At 32.5% G+C, this 26,788-nt stretch carries 29 protein-coding genes; 22 read left to right on the top strand and 7 right to left on the bottom strand.

The window, feature by feature from the left end; translation table 11 throughout:
* From purC to F555_RS0103345, 13 genes are all read left to right on the top strand, one after another.
* Positions 1 to 687, top strand: a 687-nt coding sequence (gene purC, locus F555_RS0103285; protein ID WP_018153328.1) for a phosphoribosylaminoimidazolesuccinocarboxamide synthase, incomplete at its 5' end; no start/stop codon positions are given.
* Between the two features lie 86 nt (positions 688 to 773).
* On the top strand, positions 774 to 1,025 hold the full coding sequence (purS, locus tag F555_RS0103290; RefSeq protein WP_018153793.1) for a phosphoribosylformylglycinamidine synthase subunit PurS: 252 nt from the start codon (positions 774 to 776) through the stop codon (positions 1,023 to 1,025).
* A gap of 93 nt (positions 1,026 to 1,118) precedes the next feature.
* Entirely contained in the window at positions 1,119 to 1,754 is a 636-nt protein-coding gene (gene serB, locus F555_RS0103295) for a phosphoserine phosphatase SerB (RefSeq protein WP_018153794.1), read from the top strand.
* A 451-nt stretch (positions 1,755 to 2,205) separates the two neighbouring features.
* A complete protein-coding gene (sat, locus tag F555_RS0103300) occupies positions 2,206 to 3,354 on the top strand; it encodes a sulfate adenylyltransferase (RefSeq protein WP_018153795.1) in 1,149 nt (382 codons plus the stop codon).
* Between the two features lies 1 nt (position 3,355).
* The gene (locus F555_RS0103305) at positions 3,356 to 4,303 is read left to right on the top strand and encodes a DHH family phosphoesterase (protein ID WP_018153796.1); all 948 of its coding nucleotides are present in this window, start codon (positions 3,356 to 3,358) and stop codon (positions 4,301 to 4,303) included.
* Between the two features lie 180 nt (positions 4,304 to 4,483).
* Positions 4,484 to 5,053, top strand: coding sequence for an adenylyl-sulfate kinase (gene cysC / locus F555_RS0103310; RefSeq protein ID WP_018153797.1), 570 nt, complete (start codon positions 4,484 to 4,486; stop codon positions 5,051 to 5,053).
* Between the two features lie 10 nt (positions 5,054 to 5,063).
* Positions 5,064 to 5,816, top strand: a complete 753-nt coding sequence (locus F555_RS0103315) for a sulfite exporter TauE/SafE family protein (RefSeq protein WP_018153798.1) — start codon at positions 5,064 to 5,066, stop codon at positions 5,814 to 5,816.
* A 225-nt stretch (positions 5,817 to 6,041) separates the two neighbouring features.
* Entirely contained in the window at positions 6,042 to 7,730 is a 1,689-nt protein-coding gene (locus F555_RS0103320; RefSeq protein ID WP_018153799.1) for an adenylyl-sulfate reductase subunit alpha, read from the top strand.
* Positions 7,720 to 8,034, top strand: coding sequence for a 4Fe-4S dicluster domain-containing protein (locus tag F555_RS0103325; RefSeq protein ID WP_018153800.1), 315 nt, complete (start codon positions 7,720 to 7,722; stop codon positions 8,032 to 8,034). The genes F555_RS0103320 and F555_RS0103325 overlap by 11 nt, the downstream gene beginning before the upstream one ends.
* A gap of 188 nt (positions 8,035 to 8,222) precedes the next feature.
* A complete protein-coding gene (locus F555_RS0103330; RefSeq protein ID WP_018153801.1) occupies positions 8,223 to 8,738 on the top strand; it encodes a chorismate pyruvate-lyase family protein in 516 nt (171 codons plus the stop codon).
* Between the two features lie 114 nt (positions 8,739 to 8,852).
* The gene (amrS, locus tag F555_RS0103335; RefSeq protein WP_018153802.1) at positions 8,853 to 9,863 is read left to right on the top strand and encodes an AmmeMemoRadiSam system radical SAM enzyme; all 1,011 of its coding nucleotides are present in this window, start codon (positions 8,853 to 8,855) and stop codon (positions 9,861 to 9,863) included.
* Between the two features lie 94 nt (positions 9,864 to 9,957).
* Complete coding sequence (locus F555_RS0103340) at positions 9,958 to 11,820, top strand: molybdopterin biosynthesis protein (protein ID WP_018153803.1); 1,863 nt, start codon at positions 9,958 to 9,960, stop codon at positions 11,818 to 11,820.
* A gap of 89 nt (positions 11,821 to 11,909) precedes the next feature.
* The gene (locus tag F555_RS0103345) at positions 11,910 to 12,887 is read left to right on the top strand and encodes a PD-(D/E)XK nuclease family protein (protein ID WP_018153804.1); all 978 of its coding nucleotides are present in this window, start codon (positions 11,910 to 11,912) and stop codon (positions 12,885 to 12,887) included.
* 18 nt (positions 12,888 to 12,905) lie between these two features.
* Here F555_RS0103345 and F555_RS0103350 read toward each other — a convergent pair whose 3' ends face one another.
* Positions 12,906 to 13,487 carry an RraA family protein gene (locus tag F555_RS0103350; RefSeq protein ID WP_018153805.1) on the bottom strand — a complete coding sequence of 194 codons (582 nt, stop codon included), beginning with the start codon at positions 13,485 to 13,487 and terminating at the stop codon, positions 12,906 to 12,908.
* Between the two features lie 87 nt (positions 13,488 to 13,574).
* Between F555_RS0103350 and F555_RS0103355 the strand changes: the two genes are divergently transcribed.
* The 4 genes from F555_RS0103355 to F555_RS0103370 all read left to right on the top strand — a co-directional run bounded on the left by F555_RS0103355 (position 13,575) and on the right by F555_RS0103370 (position 17,285).
* Positions 13,575 to 14,246, top strand: coding sequence for a TIGR00296 family protein (locus F555_RS0103355; RefSeq protein ID WP_018153806.1), 672 nt, complete (start codon positions 13,575 to 13,577; stop codon positions 14,244 to 14,246).
* A gap of 568 nt (positions 14,247 to 14,814) precedes the next feature.
* Positions 14,815 to 16,125, top strand: coding sequence for a single-stranded-DNA-specific exonuclease RecJ (locus F555_RS0103360; RefSeq protein WP_018153807.1), 1,311 nt, complete (start codon positions 14,815 to 14,817; stop codon positions 16,123 to 16,125).
* 38 nt (positions 16,126 to 16,163) lie between these two features.
* The gene (hisB, locus tag F555_RS0103365; RefSeq protein ID WP_018153808.1) at positions 16,164 to 16,736 is read left to right on the top strand and encodes an imidazoleglycerol-phosphate dehydratase HisB; all 573 of its coding nucleotides are present in this window, start codon (positions 16,164 to 16,166) and stop codon (positions 16,734 to 16,736) included.
* 84 nt (positions 16,737 to 16,820) lie between these two features.
* On the top strand, positions 16,821 to 17,285 hold the full coding sequence (locus F555_RS0103370) for a hypothetical protein (RefSeq protein ID WP_018153809.1): 465 nt from the start codon (positions 16,821 to 16,823) through the stop codon (positions 17,283 to 17,285).
* 163 nt (positions 17,286 to 17,448) lie between these two features.
* Here the strand turns inward: F555_RS0103370 and argF are convergent, their stop codons facing one another.
* On the bottom strand, positions 17,449 to 18,369 hold the full coding sequence (gene argF / locus F555_RS0103375; RefSeq protein ID WP_018153810.1) for an ornithine carbamoyltransferase: 921 nt from the start codon (positions 18,367 to 18,369) through the stop codon (positions 17,449 to 17,451).
* A gap of 153 nt (positions 18,370 to 18,522) precedes the next feature.
* On the opposite strand from argF, the gene F555_RS0103380 reads away from it, so the two are divergent.
* Together F555_RS0103380 and flaK are read left to right on the top strand one after the other, a co-directional pair.
* Entirely contained in the window at positions 18,523 to 19,119 is a 597-nt protein-coding gene (locus F555_RS0103380) for a class I SAM-dependent methyltransferase (protein WP_018153811.1), read from the top strand.
* Between the two features lie 9 nt (positions 19,120 to 19,128).
* Complete coding sequence (gene flaK / locus F555_RS0103385) at positions 19,129 to 19,821, top strand: preflagellin peptidase FlaK (RefSeq protein ID WP_018153812.1); 693 nt, start codon at positions 19,129 to 19,131, stop codon at positions 19,819 to 19,821.
* Here flaK and F555_RS0103390 read toward each other — a convergent pair whose 3' ends face one another.
* Entirely contained in the window at positions 19,822 to 20,670 is an 849-nt protein-coding gene (locus F555_RS0103390; RefSeq protein WP_018153813.1) for a TatD family hydrolase, read from the bottom strand.
* Positions 20,671 to 20,704: 34 nt separating this feature from the next.
* Positions 20,705 to 21,229, bottom strand: a complete 525-nt coding sequence (locus F555_RS0103395) for a UPF0146 family protein (protein ID WP_018153814.1) — start codon at positions 21,227 to 21,229, stop codon at positions 20,705 to 20,707.
* A gap of 382 nt (positions 21,230 to 21,611) precedes the next feature.
* On the opposite strand from F555_RS0103395, the gene F555_RS0103405 reads away from it, so the two are divergent.
* Positions 21,612 to 22,127: a DJ-1/PfpI/YhbO family deglycase/protease gene (locus tag F555_RS0103405; RefSeq protein WP_018153816.1), complete on the top strand. Its 516-nt coding sequence runs from the start codon at positions 21,612 to 21,614 to the stop codon at positions 22,125 to 22,127.
* A 103-nt stretch (positions 22,128 to 22,230) separates the two neighbouring features.
* Positions 22,231 to 23,073: a tRNA(Phe) (4-demethylwyosine(37)-C(7)) aminocarboxypropyltransferase Taw2 gene (gene taw2, locus F555_RS0103410; protein WP_018153817.1), complete on the top strand. Its 843-nt coding sequence runs from the start codon at positions 22,231 to 22,233 to the stop codon at positions 23,071 to 23,073.
* Between the two features lie 43 nt (positions 23,074 to 23,116).
* On the opposite strand, the gene mfnD is transcribed toward taw2, so the two are convergent.
* The 3 genes from mfnD to F555_RS0103425 form a co-directional block, all read right to left on the bottom strand.
* Entirely contained in the window at positions 23,117 to 24,049 is a 933-nt protein-coding gene (gene mfnD / locus F555_RS0103415) for a tyramine--L-glutamate ligase (RefSeq protein WP_018153818.1), read from the bottom strand.
* A 22-nt stretch (positions 24,050 to 24,071) separates the two neighbouring features.
* Positions 24,072 to 25,046, bottom strand: a complete 975-nt coding sequence (locus F555_RS0103420) for a hypothetical protein (RefSeq protein ID WP_018153819.1) — start codon at positions 25,044 to 25,046, stop codon at positions 24,072 to 24,074.
* A 92-nt stretch (positions 25,047 to 25,138) separates the two neighbouring features.
* A complete protein-coding gene (locus F555_RS0103425; RefSeq protein ID WP_394296278.1) occupies positions 25,139 to 25,864 on the bottom strand; it encodes a phosphatidylserine decarboxylase in 726 nt (241 codons plus the stop codon).
* A gap of 126 nt (positions 25,865 to 25,990) precedes the next feature.
* On the opposite strand from F555_RS0103425, the gene F555_RS0103430 reads away from it, so the two are divergent.
* Entirely contained in the window at positions 25,991 to 26,764 is a 774-nt protein-coding gene (locus tag F555_RS0103430) for an ATP-binding protein (protein WP_018153821.1), read from the top strand.
* Positions 26,765 to 26,788: the final 24 nt, after the last annotated feature.

The raw sequence follows: 26,788 nt of genomic DNA on the forward strand, positions 1-26,788 counted from the left end.
TACAGTGGAAAGGCAAAATCCATATATGAAATAGATGATGACAAGGTTTTAATTGAATTCAGAGACGATATTACTGCAGGAAATGGGGAAAAGCACGATGTGAAAAAAGGAAAAGGCCACCTAAATGCCTTAATATCTTCAAAATTGTTCGAGCTCTTAAATGAAAATGGTGTTCCTACACATTTCATAGAATACATTGAACCAATCTACATGATTGCTAAAAATGTAGAAATCATACCAATTGAGGTTATAGTTAGAAATATTGCCGCAGGGAGCTTATGTAGAAAATACCCATTTGAAGAAGGTAAAGAATTAGCAACCCCTATTGTACAGTTTGATTATAAAAACGACGACTACGGAGACCCAATGTTAAACGATGACATAGCTCTTGCCTTAAACCTTGCAACAGAAGAGGAATTAAAAGAATTAAAAGAGTTAGCATTGAAAGTAAATGAAACCTTGAAAAAATTCTTTGATGAAAAGGGCATAATCCTTGTAGATTTCAAAATCGAGATTGGAAGAACAAAGGATGGAAAATTAGTAGTTGCAGACGAAATTAGCCCAGACACCATGAGATTATGGGATAAAGAAACAAAAGATGTTCTTGATAAGGATGTTTATAGAAAGGACATGGGAGATGTTGTTGGAAAATACGAAGTTGTAGCTGAAAGAATTGGATGTTTATAAGCAAATATAATAAATGATTTGTAAATAGAGAGATTGTAGATAATTATAACCAATAAATAACATTTAAAATATTATTTGGTGAGCTCATGTACAAGGCAACAGTTACTATAAAGTTAAAAAAGGGAGTTTTAAACCCTGAGGGAAGAACCGTATTAAGGGCTTTAAATTTTTTAGGATACAACGAAGTAAAAGATGCTAAAACATTCAAAAAAGTAGAGCTCTTAATTGAAGGAGATAATGAAAGTGAAATCTTAAACAAAGTTGATGAAATGTGTAAAAAGTTACTTGCTAACCCAGTTATACACGACTACGAAATCGAACTTGAGAAAGTTGAATAATATTAAAAAACGCTAAAAAACTTCAGGTTTGTAATTTCTTCGCTCTGCTCAACTTTATTATTCTTTTAAAACTTTATTTTTCCGGTGAATTTAATGAATAAAAAGAAAAAACTGATTTTATTTGATTTAGATAGTACACTTGTTGACTGTGAAGTGATAGATGAAATAGCCAAAATAGCAGGTGTTGAAGACGAAGTTAAAAAAATAACCAAAGAAGCTATGGAAGGGAAATTAAACTTTGGAGAATCATTAAGAAAGAGAGTGAGCCTATTAAGTGGACTTCCTACTGAGAAAATAGATGATTTAGTTTCAAATTTAAAATTAATGGAAGGAGCAGAAGATACTATAAAAGAATTAAAAAATAGGGGCTACATCGTTGGAGTCGTTAGCGGTGGTTTTACCGTTGCTGCGGAAAGAATTAAAGAAAAACTTGGTTTGGATTATGCCATCGCAAATGAACTTTTAACAAATAACGGTAAATTAACCGGGGAAGTTAGAGGTCCAGTTATGGACGAATCTGCTAAAGGGAATATTTTAGAAGAATTGGCAAAAAAAGAAGGTATAGATCTTAAAGACACTGTAGTTGTTGGAGATGGGGCAAACGACATAAGTATGTTCAAGAAAGCAGGTTTAAAAATAGCCTTTTGTGCAAAAGAAATATTGAGGCAGAACGCTGATTTTTGCGTAGATAAAAAAGACCTAAGGGAAATTTTAAAATTTGCGCAATAATTTTTATTTTTTTATTTTTTTTATTATGTATGAGCTCTAACATTTTTTAAATTAACTTTTTAATAATGGAATATTTAACTACACAGTATAGTTAATGAAATCTATTTACTATTTTTTACAATGATTAATCACTAATAGAAAACTATATATATTAGTATTGATAATGTAACCAAACACGGTTAAATCCGTTAAAAAGTTAATATAATTCAATAAACTATATGGGGTTGATAGTCATGTGTCATATGGAATTGTATATTTGTGGTTGTTGTAGGATGAAGGAGTACTTTCTGAAAAAAAAGAATAGGGCAATTAAGTGCTTTATTAATGGGAAATTAAGTGCTTTAAGTTATGGATAACGCTTGGATTAAGTCATGGAAAATACAATAGGTAAATACAATAAGTATGTATGAATATTAGAGTATGTAAGAATAAATATTTAGGGTGATTACTAATGGTTTCAAAACCTCATGGTGGAAAGTTAGTCAATAGGGTAGCTACAGAAAAAACAAAAGAGAAGATTTTGGAAGAACAGAATGAATTTTCAAAAGTTCAAATTAGAGAAGGGACTGCAATAGATTTGGAGAATATAGCACATGGAGTTTATTCACCACTAACAGGTTTCTTAAGAAAGGATGAATTCCAGTCAGTACTGGACAATATGAGACTACCTAATGAGTTACCTTGGAGTATTCCAATAGTTTTGGATGTAACTGAAAAAGAAAAGAACTTTGGAGAAGGGGATGTCATTTTACTCTATTACAATGATACCCCAATAGCAAAGATGCAGGTTGATGAGATTTACACGTACGATAAAAAAGAATTTGCAAAAAAAGTTTTCAAAACAGATGAAGAAGCCCATCCTGGTGTAGCTAAAACTTATGCATTAGGAGAATATTTGGTTGGCGGTGAAATTGAGCTTTTAAATGAGGTACCCAATCCGTTTAAAAGCCACACGTTAAGACCTGTCGAAACAAGGGCGTTATTTAAAGAGAAAGGTTGGGAAACTATTGTAGCATTCCAAACAAGAAACGTTCCTCATTTAGGACACGAGTATCTACAAAAGTTGGCACTAACCTTTGTTGACGGAGTTTTTGTAAACCCTGTTATTGGAAAGAAAAAGAAAGGGGATTACAAAGACGAGGTAATTTTAAAAGCCTATGAAACCCTGTTCGAGCACTACTATCCAAAAGATACAGACATTCTGGCAACAGTAAGATATGAGATGCGTTATGCTGGACCAAGGGAAGCAATACATCATGCAATAATGAGGAAAAACTTTGGATGTACTCATTTCATTGTTGGAAGGGATCATGCTGGAGTTGGGGATTACTACGGACCATATGAAGCTCAAGAAATATTCCAAAACTTCCCAGACTTAGAAATTTCTCCAATATTCTTCAGGGAGTTCTATTACTGTAAAAAATGTAATGCAATAGTTCATGATAGAATCTGCCCACACACGTCAGAATACAGGGAACACTTTAGCGGAACAAAAATTAGAAACATGATTGTTAATGGAGAACTACCTCCTGAGTACTTCATGAGAAAAGAAGTCTATGAAACAATAAGAAGCTTTGAAAACCCATTTGTGGATGAGTAATATGTTAGTGATACACCATTGGGATACGGACGGAATAACCTCAGCGGCTTTAACTATTAAGGCCTTAGGGCTAGATGATTTCATCAATATTGTGCCCCCTATCGGGGAATTTAGATTTGATGGAAGGGTAAAAAAACACATCGAAGAAGCAGAAAAGGTTTATATTTTAGACTTGAATCTCCCGCAAGAAGTGGAGGATGTAGAAAAAGATACTGTATTCATCGACCACCATCTGCAAAAAAAGATTAAAAATCCAAAAGTTAGGCAAGTAAATCCAATCTTAGAAAGGATGAACGGGAAGGAGTTCCCTTCAGCATCATTTGTGGTTTCTAACCACTTTTCACTGTGGAACTCCTGGAGCTCCCTTGGAGCAGTTGGGGATATTGGAAACAAAGCCTTTGAAATCCCCAAAACTTTAGAACTTTTAAAAACCGAAGGTTTAACAAAAAACGAAGCACTAAAACTTGTTCAGTTGATAGATTCAAATTATATAACAATGGACAGAAGTGCTGCGGAAAAAGCCGTTGAATTGGTTTTAAATCGACCACTTAAAGAACTTTTGGAGTATGAACCCTGGATTAAAAATCTCGAAGAGATAGAAAGAACCATCAAAGATGTCTTGTCAGGAATTGAGGTTAAAAATGACATTGCATTTATCGAATACTCAAGTCCTTTCAATATAATCTCAAAAATTGCAAGAAAAGCAGTTTGGGAGATGGGATATAACGGAGCAGTAGTTTTAAACAGGTCATTTCATGAAAAAGCCCAATTATACTTTAGGATTTCTCCAGATTTAAAAGAAAAAATAGATATGGAAGGAATAATTCAAATACTGAAAAATAGGGGATTCAATGCAGGTGGCAAAAGCGAAGTTTTAGGCATAATTTTTGAAAAAAATAGGATAGATGAAGTCTTAGGAATTATCAATGGATACTTAGCCAGTTTATAAAATAACTGAATGCACAGCGAATAAAACCAATAATAACGTAAGTAGGCCCAGGCTATATTCTTAGATTGAAATATAATAATAAATATTATATACTCAACCTGGATCGATAGGCCGTATAAAGACAATATATGTAGCATATACATGACAATATTCAATAAAAAAACAATTGGAGGGTATATCATGAGTGAAGAATTAAATAACGGTGAAAATTCACTTTTAAAAAATCTTGAGGATGGATTTACAATTTGGCTTACTGGCCCAAGTGGGGCAGGAAAATCAACTTTGGCTTATGCTTTAGAGAAAAAATTATTGGAAAAGGGATTTAGGGTTGAGATCTTAGATGGAGATGTAATAAGGAATACACTATATCCAAACATTGGATTTAGCAAGGAAGCTAGGGAAATGCATAACAGGGTGGTCATTCACCTGGCAAAACTACTTTCAAAAAATGGTGTAATAACAATAGTTTCCCTTATCTCACCATATCGGGCAGTTAGAGAATATGCAAGAAAAGAAATTCAAAACTTTATGGAAGTTTATATCCACAGCCCCCTTGAGGTCAGAATCCAGCGAGATCCAAAGGGACTCTATGCTAAGGCATTAAAAGGAGAAATTAAAGGACTAACTGGATATGACGGGGTTTATGAAGAACCTGAAAATCCAGAGCTTAAAATTGAGAGCCATAAAATGAGCATTGAAGAGGAAGTAGACACTGTGATACGAACTGCACAGAAACTCGGCTATCTTTAAGGTGGGCCTTATGCTACTCTTCACATTTCTTGGTTTTGTGGTGGGTGTACTTGTTGGGCTAACTGGAGTGGGAGGAGGGGCATTAATGACCCCTTCTTTGATATTTTTAGGCGTTGAACCACTAACGGCAGTAGGCACTGATTTAGTATATGCATCTGTCACAAAAATATTTGGAACGATCTTCCATAGAAAAAAAGGAAATATTGAGCTAGATACTTCTTTAAAATTATTTGCGGGTAGTTTTCCAGCTATAATAATAGGCTCTCAAATTTTAAGATATGTCAATAGGGACCTTATAAACCATCATTTAACTGTGTTTCTTGGTATAATCCTAATAATAACTTCCATATTGAGTTTAAGAAAAGGTAGATTTGAAGGACGTAAGAGTCTTAAATTCTTGACTTTGATACTACTTGGATTTTTCGTGGGATTGGTAGTTCAATTCACTTCGGTAGGTGCCGGCGTTTTAGTGGGATTTATACTTGCTAACTTTACCACATTAAATCCCCGTTATGTTGTGGGTACTACAGTCTTTTATGGATTAATGCTCTCCTTAGTTAGTGCTGCAAGCCACATTAGCCTAGGTAATGTTAACTATTATTTATCACTGTGGCTAGTTCTTGGAACCATTCCTGGTGTTTATTTCGGCACCCACTTAAATTCAATTATCAAAAAAGATAAGCTTAGAAGGGTTATCAATATGCTAATCTTATTTACGGGAATGGTAACCATAGCAAGTGTGTTTAATGGGTTTAAACCCTGATACATATTTCTCTTTTTAATATCTTTTTAATTACCAAATAAATTCAAAAACTGACATTGAAATAGCAAATATAAAAATAGTGGTATTACTGGCAGGAATTTGTCCATTTAATCAAATCTAGTTTATTTACAATTCTTACATACATTGCAACCTTACCTTCATTTAAACTTTGCACTGGAGGTTAAAATAATGGCATTATGACGTATTAAAACAGGTGATAGAAAAATGGATGTTAAAAAAATATTTACTGACATCTTAATAATCGGCGGTGGAGCTGCAGGATGTCAGGCCGCAATAAGGGCAAAGGAGATAGATAAAAATTTAGATGTCCTAATAGTAGAAAAAGCCAATATAATTAGAAGTGGCTGCTTAGCTGCTGGAGTTAATGCCATAAATGCTTATTTAAATGAGGGAGAAACTCCAGAAAGTTATGTAGAATATGTAAAAAAGGAATCTTCTGGTCTTATAAGGGAGGATTTAACATACACAATAGGAAAAAGATTAAACAAAATGGCAAAAAAACTAGAAGAGTATGGGTTGCCCATTCAAAAAGATGAAAACGGTCGATACGTGGCCAGAGGAAAGCGAAGTATAAAAATTAATGGAGAAAGTATAAAGCCAATTTTAGCAGAGGCTACTTTAAAAGCAGGTGTTAAGGTTTTAAACAATACAATAGCTACGAATTATATTTTAAAAGATGAAACAGTTTGCGGAGCTTATGCTTTTTCTATAAAAGAGAATAAATTTTACGTAATAATGGCAAAAGCAGTAATATGTACAACAGGTGGGGCTTCAGGCATATACAAACCAAACAACCCTGGTGCGGCAAGACATAAAATGTGGTATTCTCCGTTTAATACTGGCGCAGGATTTGCAATGGGGCTTAGGGCCGGGGCAGAAATGACAACGTTTGAAATGAGATTTATAGCTCTAAGGGTAAAGGACGTAATATCTCCAACAGGAACTATTGCACAGGGAGTTAAAGTATCACAGATAAATGCACTTGGAGAAAAATACATGGAGAAATATGAAAATAACACTACACCAATGAGATTGTATGCGACTTTGATTGAAAATCTTGAAGGAAGGGGGCCTTGCTATCTTGATACAAGGGGAATAAGCGATGAAGATGTTCAAAAGTTAAAAGAAGCCTATTTAAGTATGTCACCAGGGATTATTTTAAAATGGAAAGATGAAAAAATAAATCCTAAAAACACGCCTATTGAGATATGCGGATCTGAACCCTATATCGTGGGAGGTCATGGACAGGCAGGATATTGGGTAGATATCAATAGAAAAACAACCTTGGAAGGATTATATGCAGCAGGGGATGTAGTCGGAGGTTCGCCTAAAAAATATGTTACAGGATGTATGGCCGAAGGCGAAATAGCAGTAGAAGCAGCAATAGAATATATAAAAAGCATGGAAAATGACATAGAAATAGACGAGCAAGAAATAGCAAAAGAAATAGATAGGGTATTCTACCCATTAAACAATAAAAAAGGAGAATTCTCTCCTGATGAAATAGAAGAAAGAATGCAAAAAGTAATGGACGAATATGCTGGTGGGATATCTTCCTATTATCGGGTAAATGAATCAAAACTTTTAATTGCAAGAGAACTGCTAAAAGCCATTGAAGAAGACCTTAGTAAAATAAAAGTTAGAAACAGGTATGAATTGATGAAATATCACGAAGTGGTAGATAGAATATTGGTTGCTAGGGCGGTAGTGGAACATTTGTTATATCGTAAAGAAACACGGTGGAAATGTTATCAGGAAAGGGTTGATTATCCTGAAATAGACGATAATTGGTTTAAGTTTATAAATTCCAAATATAATAGTCAAACGAATGACATAGAGATTATAGAACGGGAATATGAGAAATTTAATCCGGTGATCAATAATGACCATTAGGATAATAGAAGAGATATGCATAGGTTGTGGATTATGTACAAAAGTATGTCCAGGTAATTTACTGTACCAGAGGGAAGATGGAAAATCGGAAATTATGGACAAGAGAGATTGCTGGGATTGCGCAGCGTGTGTTAAGGAGTGTCCAGTAAATGCTATAGAAATGTATCTTCAACCTGAAATAGGTGGTAGAGGTTCAACATTAAAAGCTAAAAAAACAGATGATAGTATAGTATGGATAATAACAGATAATAATGGCGAAGAGGAGGTTATAGAAGTAAAGAATAAAAAAACATTTGATATGTAGTTATGAATACTGAACAGAGTGGAAGACTAAACTGTATATTAATTAGTATACGTGAATAAATCATATATACTTATATCACTATATTACAACTACTCATAGTAAACTGTAAGATGGATCAAAAACTTTATACAATCTAAGAATCAAAAGGTAAAACCAAAAAGTTTAAGAACAAAATCAAACGTGGTACAGTGGTTGAAAAGAGATTAAAGCCTTATGTGGTAATAAAGGAACTTTCTAGGAAACATGGTTTAAAAAACGAAGAAAAAATATTGCTGGGGACAGATGGAAGTATAACCAATCTTTTAGAAATACTGTTCGAATGTGAAGTTGTTGTAAAAACCATATATCAAGAAATCATGGATGACATAAATCACAGAACTGTAGTACTTGAAGTTGAAGGAATTCCATTGATCTATGCAGTATCAAAAATCCCCCTTAAGAATATTGAGGAAGATCATATAAGGGAGGGTATTAAACGAGATTTACTATCTGCAGATATCCCCATAGGCAAAATCTTAAAAATTCACAATTTAGAGACTAGAAGAGAAATAGTAAATATCGATGTTAAAGAAATAACTGAAGAAGTTCAAGTTCTTCTTAAAACCAATAAAAAAATACTGCCTCAGAGAACCTACAATATAATCCATAAAAACAAAGTCTTAATGGAGATAACTGAGGTGTTTAATGTAAGAGATTATATATAATATTAATATAAGTACTCATTCCTAAAACGACTATAATCTCCTTTTGCAACATACCTTTTTTAAGGTCGGAGTAAATATACTTAATTATAAAACATCTACATGGAGGGGGGTCAGATGTTAAGGGAAGCAATGTTCTATGAAGACATGGGGGACACCAAAGTCAAATGCAATATTTGCCCAAGGCACTGCGTAATTCCAGAGAATAAGAGGGGATTCTGCAAGGGAAGGGAAAACATAAAAGGTAAACTATATGCCATAAACTATGGTAAGGTGAGCTCTGCTGCAATTGATCCTATTGAGAAAAAACCATTGTTCCATTTCCACCCTGGTTCAAGTGTATTTTCAATTGCCACAGGAGGTTGCAACTTTAGATGCAAACACTGTCAAAATTGGCAAATAAGTCAGTATGCTCCTGATGAAATTCTTTACACCGAGCTCTATCCCAACGATATTGTACAAATGGTTTCAAAGTATGAATGTGATGGAATAGCTTATACCTATACTGAACCAACAATTTTTTATGAGCTAATGTACGATACCATCGAATCTTCAAAAAGGGATGGTCTTTTTAACGTAATGGTAACCAATGGATACATAGAAAAAGAACCATTGAAAAATCTTAAAATAGATGCTATGAACATCGACATTAAAGGAAACGAAAACTTTTACAAAGAGGTATGCTTTGCCAAACTTCAACCTGTTTTGGAGACCTGTGTTTTAGCGAAGAAATTGGGAATACATATTGAAATTACCAATTTAATAATTCCTACATACAACGACAGTATCGAAGATATAATGAATATAATAGATTTTGTAAAGAATAAACTTGGAAAAGAAACCCCACTACATTTTACTGGGTTTCATCCCGATTATAAACTACTGGATATTCCATCAACAAGTGTTGAAATACTTAGAAAAGCTAGGGAGTTGGCATTGGAAGAAGGTTTGAAGTACGTATATGTAGGAAATGTTCCGGAATATGGTGGAGAAAATACCTACTGTCCAAACTGTGGAAATCTACTGGTTGAAAGATACGGGTTTTCGGTATCCTCCAACAATCTTGACACTTCGTCAGGAGCTCCAAAATGTCCAAACTGTGGGGAAAAAATAGACATAATAATTTAATAAGTATTATTTTATGTAACTGAAACGGATAAGCTATTTATCCAGGTGGTTACTATTTTAATTTAAATACTGTAATAATTCTAAAGGTGATTTTTTGAGATACCTCCAACTTTGTACTATAGATTATGCAAAGAAAATTGTCAGGGAATCTATTAAGGAATTGGAAGATTTTGAAGAAGTTAACTTGTTTGAGGGAATAAATAGGATTCTCGGAGAGGACGTATTCTCAAATGTGGACGTACCTCCTTTTGACCGGTCAAAAATGGATGGTTATGCAGTTAAGGCTGAGGACACTTACGAAGCTGAAGAAGATAATCCCATAACTTTAGAAGTAGTTGATAGTGTAAAAGCAGGGGGATTTTCTGATATAGAAATTAAAAATGGAGAATGTATTGAAATAGCCACTGGAGCTCCTATCCCCAAGGGTGCAAATGCTGTTGTTATGGTAGAATATACCGAAAGGATTGGAAACAGGGTGAAAATTTATAGTGCAGTTTCCCCACATGAAAATATCCAATACTGTGGAAACGACATGATGGCTGGAGAGCTTATTCTAAGGGAAGGTATGAAACTTTCACCAAGGGATATAGGAGCACTTGCAGCAGTTGGAAAGGGAAAAATTAAGGTAAAGAAAAATCTAAGTATTGGACTTATATCAACCGGAAACGAGCTTATAAATCCTGATGAGGAATTGAAACCATATAAAATTTATGATGTAAATACCTACACACTGGCGTCTTCAATTAAGGAAAAAGGATGGGATTTTAAGTTTTACGGTATTGTCGGAGACAATAAGGAAGATTTAAAAAACTCCATAAAAAATGCATTAAATGAGGATGTTGTTATTTTAAGTGGGGGTACTTCTGCAGGTGTTGGGGATTTAACAAGTACTGTAATTCAAGAGCTCGGTGGAGAAATTTTAGTACATGGGATGAAAATAAAACCTGGAAAACCTACAATTATTGGAAAAGTAGGTAAAAAACTTATAGTTGGACTTCCAGGATACCCAACATCGTGTTTAACCATATTTGATGTTCTTTTTGAAGATGTTGATGGTAATAAAAAAACAATTAGTGCAAATTTCCCAATTAGATACCTCTCTGCAAAAGGTAGGGAAGAGTATCTTCCAGTTTCAGTTGTTAAAGGGCAGGATGGATATAGTGCATACCCAATAACGAAGGGAAGTGGTGCAATAACTTCATTAACCTATGCAGATGGATACATTGTTGTTGATGAAAATAAAGAGATTTTAGAAAATGAAGTTGTAGAAGTTCACCTATTTGGAGATATTAAAATTGGTTTAAGTATTATTGGTAGCCATTGTGTAGGGGTTGATGTGATACTACATAGGGGTGGTCTCTATGCAAAAACCATAAATGTTGGTTCCCTTGGTGGATTAATGGCAATTAAAAGAGGGGAAGCAGACATTTCAGGAATTCACCTACTTGGTGAAGACGGGGAATATAACATTCCATTCATAAAAAAGTACAAACTTAAGAACGCGGTACTTATAAGAGGCTATATCAGAAAACAGGGTTTTATGTTTAAAAAGGATTTGAATATCAATAGTATGGATGATATCATTAAAAATATTGATAAATATAAATTTATAAACAGAAATAAAGGAGCAGGAACAAGAATATTATTTGATAAATTTTTAAAGGAAAATGGTATTGATAAAAAAGATATAAAAGGTTACGAAATTGAGGCAAAAACACACTCTGCGGTAGGAGCTGCTGTAACTATGGGGAAAGCAGATATTGGTATTGGTATTGAAACTATTGCCAAAAAATATGGGTTGGAATTTATACCTATTGGGGATGAAAATTACGATTTCCTTATCAAGTCAGAAAAGCTGGAAGATGAAGAAGTTAAGAAATTCATCGAAACTCTTAAAAAAGTTGAATTACCGTTTAAAAAGCCTGAAAATTGTGGGGAGATTATATTTGAATGCTAATGTGTGCAGTTTTAACATAAAAGATACAATTATATTTTTTCGGCAAACAATCAAATTAGAATCTATAAAACTCTATAAGGGGCATTAAAATGCATCATTTTAAAGATTACTTATCTCATGTTGATTTTGAAAGTCTATTAAATATCGAAAAAGATAGACGTGGTGTTGAAAAAGATAGATTAGTGTTTATAGGAATAGCAAACGTTGCGTATTATCGTTGGTGTGCTATGAAATTAGTATTAAAGAGCAGAGTGCGTGAATTAGGGAATTTTAAAGCATATGTAGAAAATAGGATATATTATTCATATATCTTGGGATTAATTGACGACATACCTAAAAATGAGGAAAAATTATTGGATATCGGCGATGAAATTAGATTTAGGGACATAGATAAATTATTTAAAGAAAAAACTGAACAGTTTGTAAATATTGAGGACTTAATCACCTCTAATGAAGAAAAAACCAATAACTCCATAGAAAATTATATGTTATATGAAGCTATGGAATTATCAAAAGAATATCCCAATATACTTGGAGAGTATCTTCATGAAAAAATTGCCAAAAAATATCTTACCTTTAGATGGAATTTTAAATGGAAAGATTATGCTCTTATCGGTATGCCTGATGGGATTACTAATGATTTTATTTATGAGTTTAAAACTACTCGAAATGAGTATCTTAAAAGACATATTAGACCAGTAGCATTTATTCAAGCGGATCTTTATGGTTACTTCTTCAAAAGAAATAATAAAAAAGTCCAAATATTCGTACTGAACCAAAATGAAACTGAAACTTATAAAAATAATGTAGATAAAAACGATGCTCTAAACATTCTTAAAAAATTTAAAAGTATTGATAATGGAGATACTCCGCCACATCCTAAATCATGGAAATGCAAATCTTGTGAATTTAAATGTGTATTAAATCAAAATAATACAAGATACTTTGATATATGTGATAGTGTAAAGTATAAGAGTTTATTAGAGTATGTGGAAGTTCATAAAAATGATAATAATAATGTTACCAATAACGACTATAAACCTAAAATAGAAGATTTTTTCAAATAGAAAATGTATTTCAAAAAATTATTCTAACTTCAAAATATCTCCCAAATCCATACCCCTCATAACTTTATCTTTTATTAAATTCTCTTTCTGTTTTATTTTTTTAACATTTTCAATTACCTCATTTATTTTATCTCGTCCAATAACTACCACTCCATTACAATCTCCAACAATAATATCTCCAGGATTTACTACCTCACCACCGCAGACGATTGGGATATTAACCTCACCATTGTTTAGTGGTTTTCCAGCATTTGGAACTGTGTATTTAGAAAATACGGGAAATTTTAGGGATTTAATGTCTTCCACATCCCTTACGCTTCCATCGATTACTATCGCTATAACCCCTTTTAATTTTGCGTTTGTAGATGCTAACCCACCCCAAACTGCTGTTTTTGCCCCTTCTGTATCAACTACAATTATCTTATTTCTTGCATATTTTATTGTATTTACAACGGTTCCCCAGTCATCTCCTGAGGTTTTTACAGTAATGGCCTCTCCAAAAACAATCTTTTGGTCAGGGATAATGGGCTTAATATTTTTTAAAATCCTTGCTCCAGCATCACACAAGTTTGGAACAGATACTTCTTTTAAAATTCTCATAGTATCACTTTTATGCAAATTTAAAAACAATTGGTGTTAAAAATATATAATAGGAAGTATAAAAGTTTAAATGAAGAGTGGAAATTTATGCATGTGTTATCCATGATCGGCATAGAATATTTATTAAAGGGGGGAGAAATTATGTTATCTCTTGAAGATGGGACTTTTGCAGTTAAATTTGCAAGAAGTGTAATTAAACATTATTTGAAGGGAGAAAATATCATAGTTAAAGATTACCCTGATAAATTTGATGAAAATAGGGGTGTCTTCGTATCACTTCATACATACCCTGGGCACGATCTTAGGGGGTGTATAGGTGTACCCGAACCTATAATGCCTCTAATAGAGGCATTAAAAGAGGCTGCAATAAGTGCTGCCATTAATGACCCTAGATTTCCTCCAGTGGATATTTATGAATTGGAAAATATAATTATTGAAATAAGTATTTTAACAGCACCTAAGTTAGTGCAAGTTAGCGATCCATTGGAGTATCTTGAAAAAATAGAAATCGGAAAGGATGGTTTAATTATTGAGTTTGGCTCATACCGTGGATTGTTATTACCTCAGGTACCTGTAAAATATGGGTGGGATGTACCCCAATACCTATCAAACCTATGTATGAAGGCAGGAATATCTCCAACAGCATGGATTGAAGAGGATGTAAAAATTTATTCATTCGAAGCCCAGATTTTCGAAGAGTTAGAGCCTAATGGACACGTAGTCGAAAAAGATATTTATACGGTTGCTAATAGGGGTTAATAAACTTAATATAAATAATTCATTTTTACAGTTTTCAATATGTCAAAAGTGAGCTCCCAACGTGTTTGTTGTCAGGTGACAAACCCGTGGTTTATAGCAGTGTGCAATTTTAAGTCACTAACCAATACATTAAAATTAAATAGTTGTAGTAAATAAGCCCAATTTAATTTAACAAGGTATATTTTATGTTTAAATAAAATTTAATTGTATTCATTAGTTGAGTAAGTAATGCACACCACTATAATAGGACCTCATTAAATTTATTCATTTTTTACAATTTATAGTGCTCGACATAACAAACTTAAATATATCCTTCAAAATATGCCTACTCAACTTCGTTGAGTAGGTATCGGATTTTGGAATCACCAACGAAGTTGGTGAGCTATGAAAACCGTTAGGTTTTCGTTCAATCAAAATCTCTCGACGAAACCGAAGGTTTCGTGAGTTCGACAAAAACCAAAGGTTTTTGTGAATCGACAAATCACTTTGTGATTTGTCTCGATCAGCAAATCTTCGATTTGCTTCGATTTTCTAAAAGGTTTTGTCTTTAACTATAATTGGTGATATTGTGGTTGATATATTGCCTATTGACGATTTTGCAAATGTTAATAATATTTATACAAAAATTAAAGAAAAAATTGAAAATTATGATGGAGTTATAAGGGTTATCACACACCACGATACAGATGGATTGACATCTGGAGCCATTGTTGTAGATACATTATATCGGCAAAACAAAAATTTTCATTTAAGTGTTGTGGAAAATCTCTCAAATGAGGTTATTGAGAAACTAAGTGAAGAAGATGAGTATGGTTTATACATATTCTGTGATATGGGAAGTGGGCAAATAGATGAGCTCCTGAGCAAAAATTTTAATGCCATTATTTTGGATCACCACCCTCCTCTAAGAAAAGAGTATGAAATTAAAAATATATTACAGCTCAACCCTCATCTGTTTGGTGTAAATGGTGCAAAAGAGCTCTCTGCAAGTGGAGTATGTTATTTAGTAGCGAGGGAATTTGGGTACTATGATCTCAGTGTTTTGGCTATTACTGGAGCAATTGGGGATATGCAACATAAACCATTTACCGGATTGAATAAATTCATATTAAACGAAGGTAGAAGATATAGACATATTAAAAGCATTTTAAAAGATATAGTTTTTAACTGCTATGATTTGCCGATTTGGAAATCTATTCTTTATTCCACCCAGCCATATATAGGGGAACTAAATGGTAGGGATAAAATTTTAGAATTCTTGAATAAAATCGACATAGATCCTGAAAAAATAGAACTTTCAGGTGACGAGGAGCAGAGACTTATATCTGCCCTTATGAAATACGTCAATAAAGAAGATATCGTCGTTGATAGGTATATTATAGATCATAAAATTAACGACGCCTTTTATCTATCTGAGATTCTAAATGCCTGTGGTAGAACGGGAATGACTTCAATAGGAATTGGTGTAGCACTTGAAGATGAAGAATGCATAAAAACTGCTAAGGAGATATACGAGAAATACAAGGGGGAGTTAATTGAAGAACTAAAAGAGGTTGAAATAAAATCCTTAAATAATATAGAATACTTTTTCGGAAAAAAGGGTACTACAGGACTTATAGCTTCATTAATGGTAAAAGATAAACCTGTCTTAGGTATTTATGAAGAAGGAGAATTCTATAAAATATCTTCAAGAGGTAACAACTATTTGGTAAATAATGGATTGAACTTATCAGAAGCTATGGGAATTGCAAAAGAATTTGGAGGAAATGGTGGAGGACATAATGTAGCTTCTGGAGCTTCGATTCCAAAGGAACATTTAAACGAATTTTTGAAAAAAGTTGATGAATTAGTTGGGACTCAGATGAAAAATAACGATTAATAGGGATATTAATTTAATGATAGGTTCAAGGTGATAACTTGAGAATCTTTGATATTAAAAGAGAAACTAAAGAAACTAAAATTGAATTAAAAATAAACATCGATGGAAAGGGGGAGTATGATATAAATACTGGAATTCCATTTTTTGACCATATTTTATCATCCTTTGCAAAACATGGTGCATTTGACCTATCTTTAAATGCAAATGGGGACTTAGAAGTTGATGATCATCACACAATTGAAGATGTTGGAATTTGTCTTGGAATGGCATTAGATAAGCTGGAAAAAAAGAATATAAAAAGGTTTGGCTGGGCAATTGTTCCAATGGATGAGGCTAGAGCCATGGTTTCAATAGATTTGGGTGGAAGGCCTTATGTTGTGGGAGATTATACTCCAAATAGGGATAAAGTTGGAGATTTTTCAACTGAGAACGTTGTTCATTTTTTTGAGTCCTTGGCAAACCATGGAAGAATGAATATACACTTTGAAGTAGTTGGAAAAAATGAACACCACAAAATAGAAGCTCTGTTTAAGGCATTTGGAATAGCCCTTGATATCGCAACTCAAAAAGATGATAGAAAGGGGGTTGTAAGTACTAAAGGAATTTTATAGTTTAAGTCAGTATTATTTAACATTTCAAAGTTTTATTTAATTTATAAATTAATGCACTTATTGATACAGTAGGGGAGGTAAAAAATGTTGGAATACTTTGCTGAAATTTTAAGTATTTTGATAAGTATGGTGATATTAAAAAATATTGAGAATTATTTTAAAAGTAGAAATTTTGAAGATAATAGTGTATTAAAATGGATTTTTGAGTTTGTATATTGGGGCATTTGCTTCGTAGTTATGATTCTAATACTTGCCATTACTTGGGTAATATTTGGATTTGAAACACTTGGCAATATAGAGTCTGCAATTTTTCTATCTTCAATAAATGGATTCTCAAGTAGGGTTTTTGGATATACTGAATTTTGGATATTGGTCTTACTAACCATATATTTTGGAATAATGTATGCTGGTATTATAGGTGTTATTTTATCAGTTGCAGTATTTGTCTTTACTAACTATTGTGGCGAATTGTTAGATATTACAGACAATATGAAGAAATTTAAATTTTTAATTCTAAAATTAAAAGCAAATATTGTTAAGTCAAAATAATTTTGTTAAAAATGCATCTAAATTAAAATAAAATTAACTAAAAGAATTAATATTACACATTTAAAAAAGGTTGCATCCCAACCCTTTTTAAAGTGTTGGATCCAAATCTGAAACATTTGGAAGAGGCTAGATCCAAAAAGGAGTATTTTGTTTACTCAAAGCTTTATATTTTATCAAATATATACTTAAATACCGCTTTCTGAGCATGCAATCTATTCTCTGCTTCATCGTAAACTACAGAATGTTTTCCATCTATAACTTCGTCTGTAATTTCCATACCCCTGTTTGCAGGTAAACAGTGCATTACTATTGCATCCTCTTTAGCATATCCAAGGAGCTCTTTATTTATTTGGTACGGTGGGAATATCTTTAACACTTCATCCAAATTTTTGTTTTTATCACTCATGCTTATCCAAACATCAGTATATAATATGTCTGCATCTTTAGCCCCTTCGATTGGATCGTTAGTTAATGTTATACTTCCTTCCCCATATTCATTGATTGCTTCAAGAGCTCTTTTTACATACATTGCGTTTGGCTCGTATCCTGCAGGGGTTGCAACACATACATCCATCCCAAGTATTGCACCTGCAATCATTAATGAATTGCATACATTGTTTCCGTCCCCTAAATAAGTTAATTTAAGTCCTTTAAGCTCATTCTTATATTCTTTTATTGTTAGCATATCTGCGAGAATTTGACAAGGATGTGCAAGGCTACTTAATGCATTTATAACTGGAACATCCCCGTATTTTGCCAAATCTTCAAGTGTTTTATGGTTCTTAACTCTGGCAACAATGGCATCAACGTATCTACTTAATACCTTTGCAGTATCCTTTATACTTTCTTTTTTCCCAAGATGTATCTCCCCTTCATTCATTATTATTGAATGTCCCCCAAGTTCGTTGACTGCAAAGTCAAAGCTTATTCTAGTTCTGGTTGAAGGGCTTTCGAATATTAGGGCTATACTTTTGTCTTTTAATAGCTTCTCATGGCTGTATCTATTTTTTTTAAAGTATTCCGCATCCTTAATAATGCCTTCAAGTTCTTCCCTGCTTAAGTTACATAAAGTTAGTAAGTGCATCCTATCACCGTATTTATTCCAACATCTGGTCCAAAATTATAAACATTATTTTTAACCATTATTATCTTATTAGAAAAGTATTAATTTAATATATCTACTATTTAAAATATAACATTAATACCATATATCACAACATCTGTAGCGAGTGAAATTATGCATTATTTTTCCGAGAATCCGGAGTCAAAACACAATGAAATGATTATTGAAGGGATTATACGAGATAAGAGATTATCATTTAAAACAGATACTGGAGTTTTTTCTCCTAATAAAATAGATAAAGGTACAAAAATATTAACTGAATCAATAGAAGTAAGTAAAGATGACGATATTCTTGATGTGGGCTGTGGATATGGCGTTATCGGAATTTCTTTGGCAGATGAAGTTAATTCTGTTACAATGACCGATTTAAATAAAAGATCTGTAAAACTAACAAAGTACAATATAAAATTAAATAATTTAGAAAGTTTAAACATAGAAGTATTCCAAGGGGATCTCTACGATAAAGTTAAGGGTAAAAAATACGATGTTATAATATCCAATCCACCTATAAAGGCAGGAAAAAAAGTAATACATAAAATAATAAGTGAAGGTAAAGAGTTGTTAAAGGAAAATGGCACTATTTGGTTAGTTATTCAGACAAAACACGGTGCAAAATCTCTTGCAAAATTTATGGAAGAAGTTTTTGGAAATGTGGAAACGGTTACGATTAAGGGCGGATATAGGGTTTTAAAATCCAAGAAAAATGTATAAGGAGATATTATGATTGAATACATTTTTGGTTTAGTTGGGCTTCTCATAGCATCCATTCACGACTTCAAAAGTAGGGAAATTGAAGATTATATTTGGATTTCCATGGTAGTTTTTGGGTTTTTGTACAGTATATACATGTCATTCAGTACTGGAAATTATTCCTTTTTGATAAATTCAATTTCTGGATTTGTAGTATGTTTTATACTGGGCTATTTAATGTTTTTATTTGGCATAGGTGGGGGAGATGGTAAAATATTAATGGGATTGGGAGCTCTTGTTCCAAAGTACCAAATGCCAACATATACTATTTTGGGTAGTCTTTTAAGTGTCAACTATGTTCCATCGTTTCCAATAATAGTATTTATAAACGGAATGTTTTTTATGATTTTTCTGCCGATAGTGATTTTATTAAGGAATTTGATGAAAGGAATAAGGCCTAAAAACTTAAGGAAATTTCTTTTAATGTGTTTTGGAGAAAAAATGAGAGTAAAGGATGCAAAAGAAAAAAATAGGTTAATATTAGGTCATGAAAACAACTTTAAATTATTACCATCCGCAGATGACGATGATTTTTCAAACTATAATGACGATGAAGAAATATGGGTAACTCCTATGATACCGTTAATAATCCCAATAACTATCTCATACATAGTAACTCCTATAATAGGGGATAAAATAATTCATTTAATAGTCCCTATTTAATTAAAAGTTAATCTCTATCCCATAAATCTTTTCAATATTTTCTTTGTGGATTTTGAAACACTTTTCTTCGTCAATTAATCCAGAATTTATTAGGTTTCTCGTTCTTCTTGGGACAGTTTTTATTCCAAGAACTACTCCTGGCCTTTTAAGGTCATCGATATAGTCGGTTTCCATTACAAACCTGGAAGATTTTTTTGCAGCTTCATCACAAGGTTTTGAAGCTATTATTGAAGGAAATATTCCGTATTTTTCTCCTTCTAAAACCATGTCTCCACAGTGGTGTTTTACAACTTTTTCAGGATCCAAAGAAACAGACTTTGCCATATTATTAAACTCTCTAAATTGTTCTTCTGATGCAGTTTCTGCATGAATTTGAATAGCACAATCTAAATCTTTTGCCAGTTCCATTGAGTATAATAGTATTTCATTGGAAGCTCTCCATATGTTCTCATCTACAGGATAGTGAGGTCTTCCAACTTCTCCAATTCCAACTAAAAATTCATTTTCTTCAACAAGTTTTTTTGCATAGTTAAGGCCTTCTATGATTTTATCTTTGGCTTTTTCTAGGGGAATGCCGTTTTTAACCATAAAGGTTAATTCAGCAGGATGAACTCCAACTAAACCAAATGCTTTTACACCATCTATGCTGTTTATTGTATTTAAATCATTTATTAAGTCATCCATAGGTTTTGTTAATTCAGCATCTCCAAATGCAGGTTTGTTTAATACAATCATTACCTTTCCACCTGCATTTTTAAAAATTTTAGCTACTTTCTCAGCCCCATGCCCATTTACTCCATCTACATGAATGTGATTATCAGTTACCGGCAGATTTTTCAAAATATCCATTTTATCACTTAGTTTCTTTTAATTTTATTATCTATTATCTCTTACTCATTTTAGAGCTCCAAATATAGAGGGGGTTTCCTTTATAGTTAATCAGCTTTAAGCATTCAATAGGCTGTTCACCATGAAGAGGTTTTATAATTAGGTCACAGCTCACCTTCTTAGCTATGTCATAAATAAACGGCTGTAAATCCCTTGGAGGTCTGATAGAGTATATTAAATCAGATCCTCTGTAAATGTCCATATTTGGGTTAAATATATCATCAACAACACCATTTAGTAATTGATTTCTTGCTTCTTCTATAGCTTTTTCATTTGCATCTACAACAGTTATGTTTGCCCCATTTTCTTTTAATTTTTTAGCTACTTCGAAGTAGAACCCAACACCTATTTCAATTATTTTTGGTTTTCCCACTGGATTCGAAAATCTCTGATTTTCGTAACCTACCGGATTCGGAAGCCTTTGGCTTCCGTAACCTACTGGATTCGAAAACCGAAGGTTTTCGTAATTTCCGTCTTTTAGTCCGTAATTCTGATAAATATAATCAAAAACATATTCCATGAAATCCCTCAAGCGTATTTTGTTAGATTCGTATGATGATATTGGTATTATGGTCGTTCTAGGACTTTATAAAATTTTATATTTATAAATAATAAATAAAACTTTGAAAAATATGGGTGTAAATTAGTTGTTTGCGAAATTTATTGGAATTTGTTCATATATTACAAATTTTTAAAATGGTTGTTATTATTGCTTTAAATTTTAAAATAAAGGAAATGGATCCTAAAATATATGACAAAACCCAGTTTGCCGATTAATTTTATTGGAGTTAATATTCAATATCTAACGCAAACAACTATGATTGTAAACGACTTATAATAAATGATATAAACCATACGGATATAGTTTTTGTTATAATTTGTAACTTAATGAGGGGGTTTGAATGGTTGTATTGATAGTTATAGCTCCAAAAGATTTTAGAGACGATGAACTTTTTGATCCATTGCAGGTGTTTTATAATAAAAATATTGCTGCACAGATGGTTTCAACTACCGTAGGGGAACACACGGGAATGTTGGGGGGAAGAGCAACAACAAAAAGGACTATTAACGATGTAAATGTTGATGATTTTGATGCTATAATGATTGTAGGGGGCATAGGATCTAAAAAATACCTCTGGAACAATGAAGATTTGATAGATCTTGTAAAAAAATTCTATGAAAAAGGAAAAATAGTTTCTGCAATATGTCTTTCTCCAGTGGTTTTAGCTAAGGCAGGTATTTTAAAAGGTAAAAAAGCTACAGTATATCCTGTAAAAGAAGCAATAGACATACTAAAAGAAAATGGTGCCGAGTACGTCGATGAAGGCGTAGTTACAGATGGAAACATCATAACTGCTAAAGGTCCAGAATTTACAATAGTATTTGGAAATAAAATAGCTGAAATGCTTGAGAAATAACTTTTTTAATTTAACTTTTTTAATAAATTAATTTATTAATTTTTTTAATTTAATTTAATATTTATTAAAAATTGTTAACATTAAGGTAATATTAGGTAATAGCATGAATGCGAACACTAACTCCAGAGATAACATAACCAAAACAAAATCTGTTCAGAATCCAGGGGAATCTAAAATAAAGTATCAAAAAATAGGCGACATATTGATTGTTAAAAGAAGTTTAACAGACGATGAAATAAAAGAACTTGTTAAAAGAACCAACTGCAGGACTATAGTCAAATATAGTACACATATAACCGGAGATTTTAGAACTCCCCGTGTAAGGGTGATCTATAGCAGTAATATGGGCAGTAACGATAATAACGAAACTGAAACAATTCACAAAGAACATGGTTGTAGATTTAAAATAGATGTTTCAAAGGTAATGTGGAGCATGGGGAATATAGAAGAAAGGAAAAGAATGGCCCATATATCAAATCCAGATGAAACAGTTGTGGACATGTTTGCAGGAATAGGTTATTTCAGCATACCTATGGCAAAATACTCAAAACCTAAAAAAATCTATTCTATTGAGATAAATCCTAACTCATACCACTATCTCTGTGAAAATATAAAACTAAACAAACTGGACAATATGGTTGCAATATTGAGTGATAATAGAAAGGTTATGATGGAGAACATGGCAGATAGAATTATAATGGGATATGTTTTAAAAACCCATAAGTTTTTAGATAAAGCCTTTGAATTCCTAAAAGATAAAGGAGTTATACATTACCATGACACGGTGGCAGAAAAAATTATGAATATCAGACCTATAGAACAGCTCAGATATCACGGAGAAAAAAACGGCTATAAATTAACTGACTACAAAATAAACAAAATAAAGAAATACTCCCCAGGAGTTTGGCACGTTGTTGTTGATGCTGAATTTGAAAAAAATGAATAGAATAAGAATAAATAATATTAAGTAATGATTTAAACAATATAAGTTATAAAAACTCAAAACCATCTTCTTTTCTAATGAACCTTTTTCCTACATTAACTGTAAAGTTTATTTCCCTTCCAAGTGCATTATCCACCAAAAGGCTTCCAAGTGAAGGGTCTGTACTGATTCCACAAACTGAAGTTGTGATTCTTGGATTTATTTCTAAAATGTTTATTTCTTCACCAACTAACACATCCACTCCTACATAGCCGTTTAAACCATCGATTTTTCTCAGCGCCTTTTCGGATTCCTTTATTATTTCTTCCTTTAATGGATGGTTTATGTTTACTTCTCCACCACAGTATATATCGTTGATATACTGCCTGTTTAAGCATATAGGATATATTTTGTCATTCTGTCCAACAATAAAACTAACAGAATACGGAGCTCCTTCTACAAATTCTTGGATTACATATTCTTCATCAAGTACCTGATGAGCACCGCCGCACCCGCTTGTCTCTTTTATAACATATTTTTTTAATGGATATGTTTTAGGAGTTTTTACGGCTTCTTTTATGGCTTCGTAGGTTAAATATTTATTTCCTGCGATTTTAACCCCCTTACTTGAAGAACCGATATTGATAACCTTATGTTTTTCGATTAACTTAGTTAGCTCATATAGGATGTTTTCGCATTCTGGTGCAATAATCAACGCCATATCCACTTCATCCAGAATATTTTCAATTTTAGATATATAATCGTCATTTTTATTTAAAGATATAACATTGAAATTTGATGAATTATTTTGTGAGTTGTAATATTTTTCATCGATTAGTGAAGTTACCTGGTGCCCACTACTTAAAAAATGGTTTAAAATAGTATCATACATCAACCTACCTTCTTCAAGTATGTCTTTATCAACGATTTCTCCGCTACCTACTGCATACTCAAAAAATAGTATTTTAGGATAATGGGGATTTTCAGATTCTCTATTCATACCTGCACCTTTCTGCACATTTTTAAATTTTTACAATCTTCATTATTTCCTCAGAACCTTCGGTAGGTTCAATTAATCCATTGTAAACATCTGATACAATATCTTCTATCAGTTTTATTTTTGTGTTTTTGTTTTTTTTGTAGGACTGTATCATCAATGGACAGTCTAAGTAAATCTGCTGAGCTCGGGAATTAGAAAACTCCAAGATACTTTCTAATTTTTTAATTAATGAATTTCTCTTTAAAGGAAATAGTTTAAGGAAATTTACAATATGAATTCCATCCTTAAAGACGTAGTCTTCATCCATATGGTTGTTTATTATGCATTTGATTCCCATATCTTTAGCTTCACTTATAACATATTTTTCCAAGCTATTGCAGACCTTATAGCATGGATAATTTTCTATAGCACTTAAAATATCATCCTTACCTAATTTAAAAGGTTCTATAAACTTATGTGGGATATTTAATATCTTTAGGACATCTTCAATTGCTTTTTTGTTTTTTGGTGGTAAAATAACAGTTCCAAGGTCATAAGTTATACCGAAAGGCTGGAAAAATTCCTTTAAATATGCTAAAACTGGTAAATCGTATTTACACTGGACTAAAACAAGAACTTTTTCATCGTTAATTTTTAAATTTTTTTCTTCTAAGAACTTAATTGCATGTTTGGTTTTTTCATCCAGTATTACTTTATCCACGTAACTTTCGACCCTTATTATCAGGTCTTTATTAAATAAATCCCTAAGAGATTTGCTCAACTTTCCTATTGCCCATCCTCCAGGACCTATTAACGTGGATTTATCAGACCTGGTTAATGTATATATTATTAAAAAAGTTTTTTCATTGCCAATCTTCTCTGCGTCATCCTGCGGGCCAAGTGATTTTATTTCCAAATCTACTATTTCAAATTCGGTTTCTTTTAAATTTAGTTCCTTTCTTATGCTTTTTACTTTTTTGTAGATTTCATCCATTAAATGTTCTTTATCCATCATCATAGTAATCACTTCAATAAAATAAAAATAAGTATGTAAAATATGATGCTACCCTATGTAGGTATTTATTCTATAGGGCGGAATAATAAAAATAGTTAGTTATTTATTTGTAATGTTTTGTTTTTCAATTTGGCAATTATGGTTTCTCCTGCATAGACTTTATCGTCCTTTTTTACAAGTACTTCATATTTGTCTTTTGGCAATATTACCGCAGCCTGAGAACCTAACTTTATAATACCTATCCTCTGTCCGATAGTTACATAATCCCCTTCATTAACATTACTAACCGTTCTCCTTGCCACCATTCCGGCAATTTGAACTACCCCAACGTAGTCTGTGCCATTTTTTATAATAATCACATTTCTTTCATTTTTCCCTTCTACGCCGCTACCAAATGCAGGATAGTATCCCCCATCAAAGTGCTTAACATATACAACCTCTCCACCAATCGGAGCTCTATTGACATGGACGTCAAAAGGAGACATGAATATTCCAATCACGTAGGAACCATTTCTGTAGTAATTCTCAATATCTTTTAAAACATACTTGTTGCCATCCTTGTAGACTTCTGGAAATCCGTCGTATTCCTTTATGTATAAAACCGTTCCATCTGCAGGGGATATACAGATGCCTCGTTCATTTAGTGGCGGCGTTCTTTCTGGGTCTCTATAAAAATAAACTGTAAATAACAGTATAGAACATATACCTACTGCCAGGAATTTTTGGTATGATTTCAAATTCATTTTTAACACTCTCAAACTTTGTAACACATATATACATAAAACTAAGAATAAATGAAAATAGTATATATTATTTACCATGGGTAATGCAATATGTTTTATTATCATTATGGTTATAATATATTATTAACATAGGACAGTTATAAAAAACGAGAGATTAAAATCGAAGGTTTTCGGAGCTCACCTTCATTACATTCAGGTGATATAATGAAAATAGCCATTACGGGAAAAGGGGGAGTCGGTAAAACATTTTTATCTGCAACCTTAGCTAGATTATTTGAAAAAAATAATTACAAAGTTATAGCAGTTGATGCCGATCCAGATATGAACTTAGGATGTGCCCTTGGAATAGATGAAGAAATAACTCCCCTCTCTAAAATGGACGATTTGATAGAAGAGAGAACAGGAGCAAGAGTTGGAGAATACGGTAGTGTTTTCAAAATTAACCCAAAGGTAGATGATATTTTAGACAAGTACTCATATACAAAAGGTAATATCAGTTTGTTGGTAATGGGAACAGTTGAAAAAGGGGGAGGAGGTTGTGTCTGCCCTGCTACAGTTTTGTTGAGGAGACTTTTAAAGCATTTGGTAACTAAAAGGGATGAAGTTGTTATACTGGATATGGAGGCTGGTATAGAACATCTTGGTAGAAAGGTAACTGAAAATGTAGATTTGATGATTGTAGTTGTTGAACCCTCTAAAAAATCCATCCTAACTGCAGAAAGGATAAAAAAACTAGCAAATGATATTGGTGTTACAAACCTGAAGGTAGTTGTTAATAAAGTTAAAAACAAAGAAGAAAAAGAAATCTTCAAAGAAATATTTGAAAAGGAAGTGGGAATCCCAATACTTGGTTTTGTTTCCTATAACGATGAGGTTTCAAAATGTGATTTGGTTGGAAAACCTATAGACTTAAGTTCAAAACCTGGAAGAGAAATAGAAGATATATTTAAACACATAATAGAAACTAAAAATAAATAAAATATATAAAATAAATCTGTAACT

Source organism: Methanothermococcus thermolithotrophicus DSM 2095 (assembly GCF_000376965.1).
GTDB lineage: Archaea > AGJL01 > Methanococci > Methanococcales > Methanococcaceae > Methanothermococcus > Methanothermococcus thermolithotrophicus.

What these genes read in the sequence shown, in the direction of transcription:
- serB (WP_018153794.1), top strand. Translation starts at nt 1,119, where the DNA reads ATGAATAAAAAGAAAAAACTGATTTTATTTGATTTAGATAGTACACTT.
- F555_RS0103430 (WP_018153821.1), top strand. Translation starts at nt 25,991, where the DNA reads ATGAAAATAGCCATTACGGGAAAAGGGGGAGTCGGTAAAACATTTTTA.
- F555_RS0103395 (WP_018153814.1), bottom strand. Translation starts at nt 21,229, where the DNA reads ATGGAATATGTTTTTGATTATATTTATCAGAATTACGGACTAAAAGAC.
- taw2 (WP_018153817.1), top strand. Translation starts at nt 22,231, where the DNA reads ATGAATGCGAACACTAACTCCAGAGATAACATAACCAAAACAAAATCT.
- flaK (WP_018153812.1), top strand. Translation starts at nt 19,129, where the DNA reads ATGATTGAATACATTTTTGGTTTAGTTGGGCTTCTCATAGCATCCATT.
- F555_RS0103320 (WP_018153799.1), top strand. Translation starts at nt 6,042, where the DNA reads ATGGATGTTAAAAAAATATTTACTGACATCTTAATAATCGGCGGTGGA.
- F555_RS0103425 (WP_394296278.1), bottom strand. Translation starts at nt 25,864, where the DNA reads ATGGTAAATAATATATACTATTTTCATTTATTCTTAGTTTTATGTATA.
- F555_RS0103380 (WP_018153811.1), top strand. Translation starts at nt 18,523, where the DNA reads ATGCATTATTTTTCCGAGAATCCGGAGTCAAAACACAATGAAATGATT.
- F555_RS0103355 (WP_018153806.1), top strand. Translation starts at nt 13,575, where the DNA reads ATGCATGTGTTATCCATGATCGGCATAGAATATTTATTAAAGGGGGGA.
- purS (WP_018153793.1), top strand. Translation starts at nt 774, where the DNA reads ATGTACAAGGCAACAGTTACTATAAAGTTAAAAAAGGGAGTTTTAAAC.
- sat (WP_018153795.1), top strand. Translation starts at nt 2,206, where the DNA reads ATGGTTTCAAAACCTCATGGTGGAAAGTTAGTCAATAGGGTAGCTACA.
- F555_RS0103420 (WP_018153819.1), bottom strand. Translation starts at nt 25,046, where the DNA reads ATGATGATGGATAAAGAACATTTAATGGATGAAATCTACAAAAAAGTA.
- F555_RS0103350 (WP_018153805.1), bottom strand. Translation starts at nt 13,487, where the DNA reads ATGAGAATTTTAAAAGAAGTATCTGTTCCAAACTTGTGTGATGCTGGA.
- F555_RS0103325 (WP_018153800.1), top strand. Translation starts at nt 7,720, where the DNA reads ATGACCATTAGGATAATAGAAGAGATATGCATAGGTTGTGGATTATGT.
- F555_RS0103405 (WP_018153816.1), top strand. Translation starts at nt 21,612, where the DNA reads ATGGTTGTATTGATAGTTATAGCTCCAAAAGATTTTAGAGACGATGAA.
- cysC (WP_018153797.1), top strand. Translation starts at nt 4,484, where the DNA reads ATGAGTGAAGAATTAAATAACGGTGAAAATTCACTTTTAAAAAATCTT.
- mfnD (WP_018153818.1), bottom strand. Translation starts at nt 24,049, where the DNA reads ATGAATAGAGAATCTGAAAATCCCCATTATCCTAAAATACTATTTTTT.
- F555_RS0103370 (WP_018153809.1), top strand. Translation starts at nt 16,821, where the DNA reads ATGTTGGAATACTTTGCTGAAATTTTAAGTATTTTGATAAGTATGGTG.
- F555_RS0103305 (WP_018153796.1), top strand. Translation starts at nt 3,356, where the DNA reads ATGTTAGTGATACACCATTGGGATACGGACGGAATAACCTCAGCGGCT.
- F555_RS0103315 (WP_018153798.1), top strand. Translation starts at nt 5,064, where the DNA reads ATGCTACTCTTCACATTTCTTGGTTTTGTGGTGGGTGTACTTGTTGGG.
- F555_RS0103390 (WP_018153813.1), bottom strand. Translation starts at nt 20,670, where the DNA reads ATGGATATTTTGAAAAATCTGCCGGTAACTGATAATCACATTCATGTA.
- amrS (WP_018153802.1), top strand. Translation starts at nt 8,853, where the DNA reads ATGTTAAGGGAAGCAATGTTCTATGAAGACATGGGGGACACCAAAGTC.
- F555_RS0103345 (WP_018153804.1), top strand. Translation starts at nt 11,910, where the DNA reads ATGCATCATTTTAAAGATTACTTATCTCATGTTGATTTTGAAAGTCTA.
- argF (WP_018153810.1), bottom strand. Translation starts at nt 18,369, where the DNA reads ATGCACTTACTAACTTTATGTAACTTAAGCAGGGAAGAACTTGAAGGC.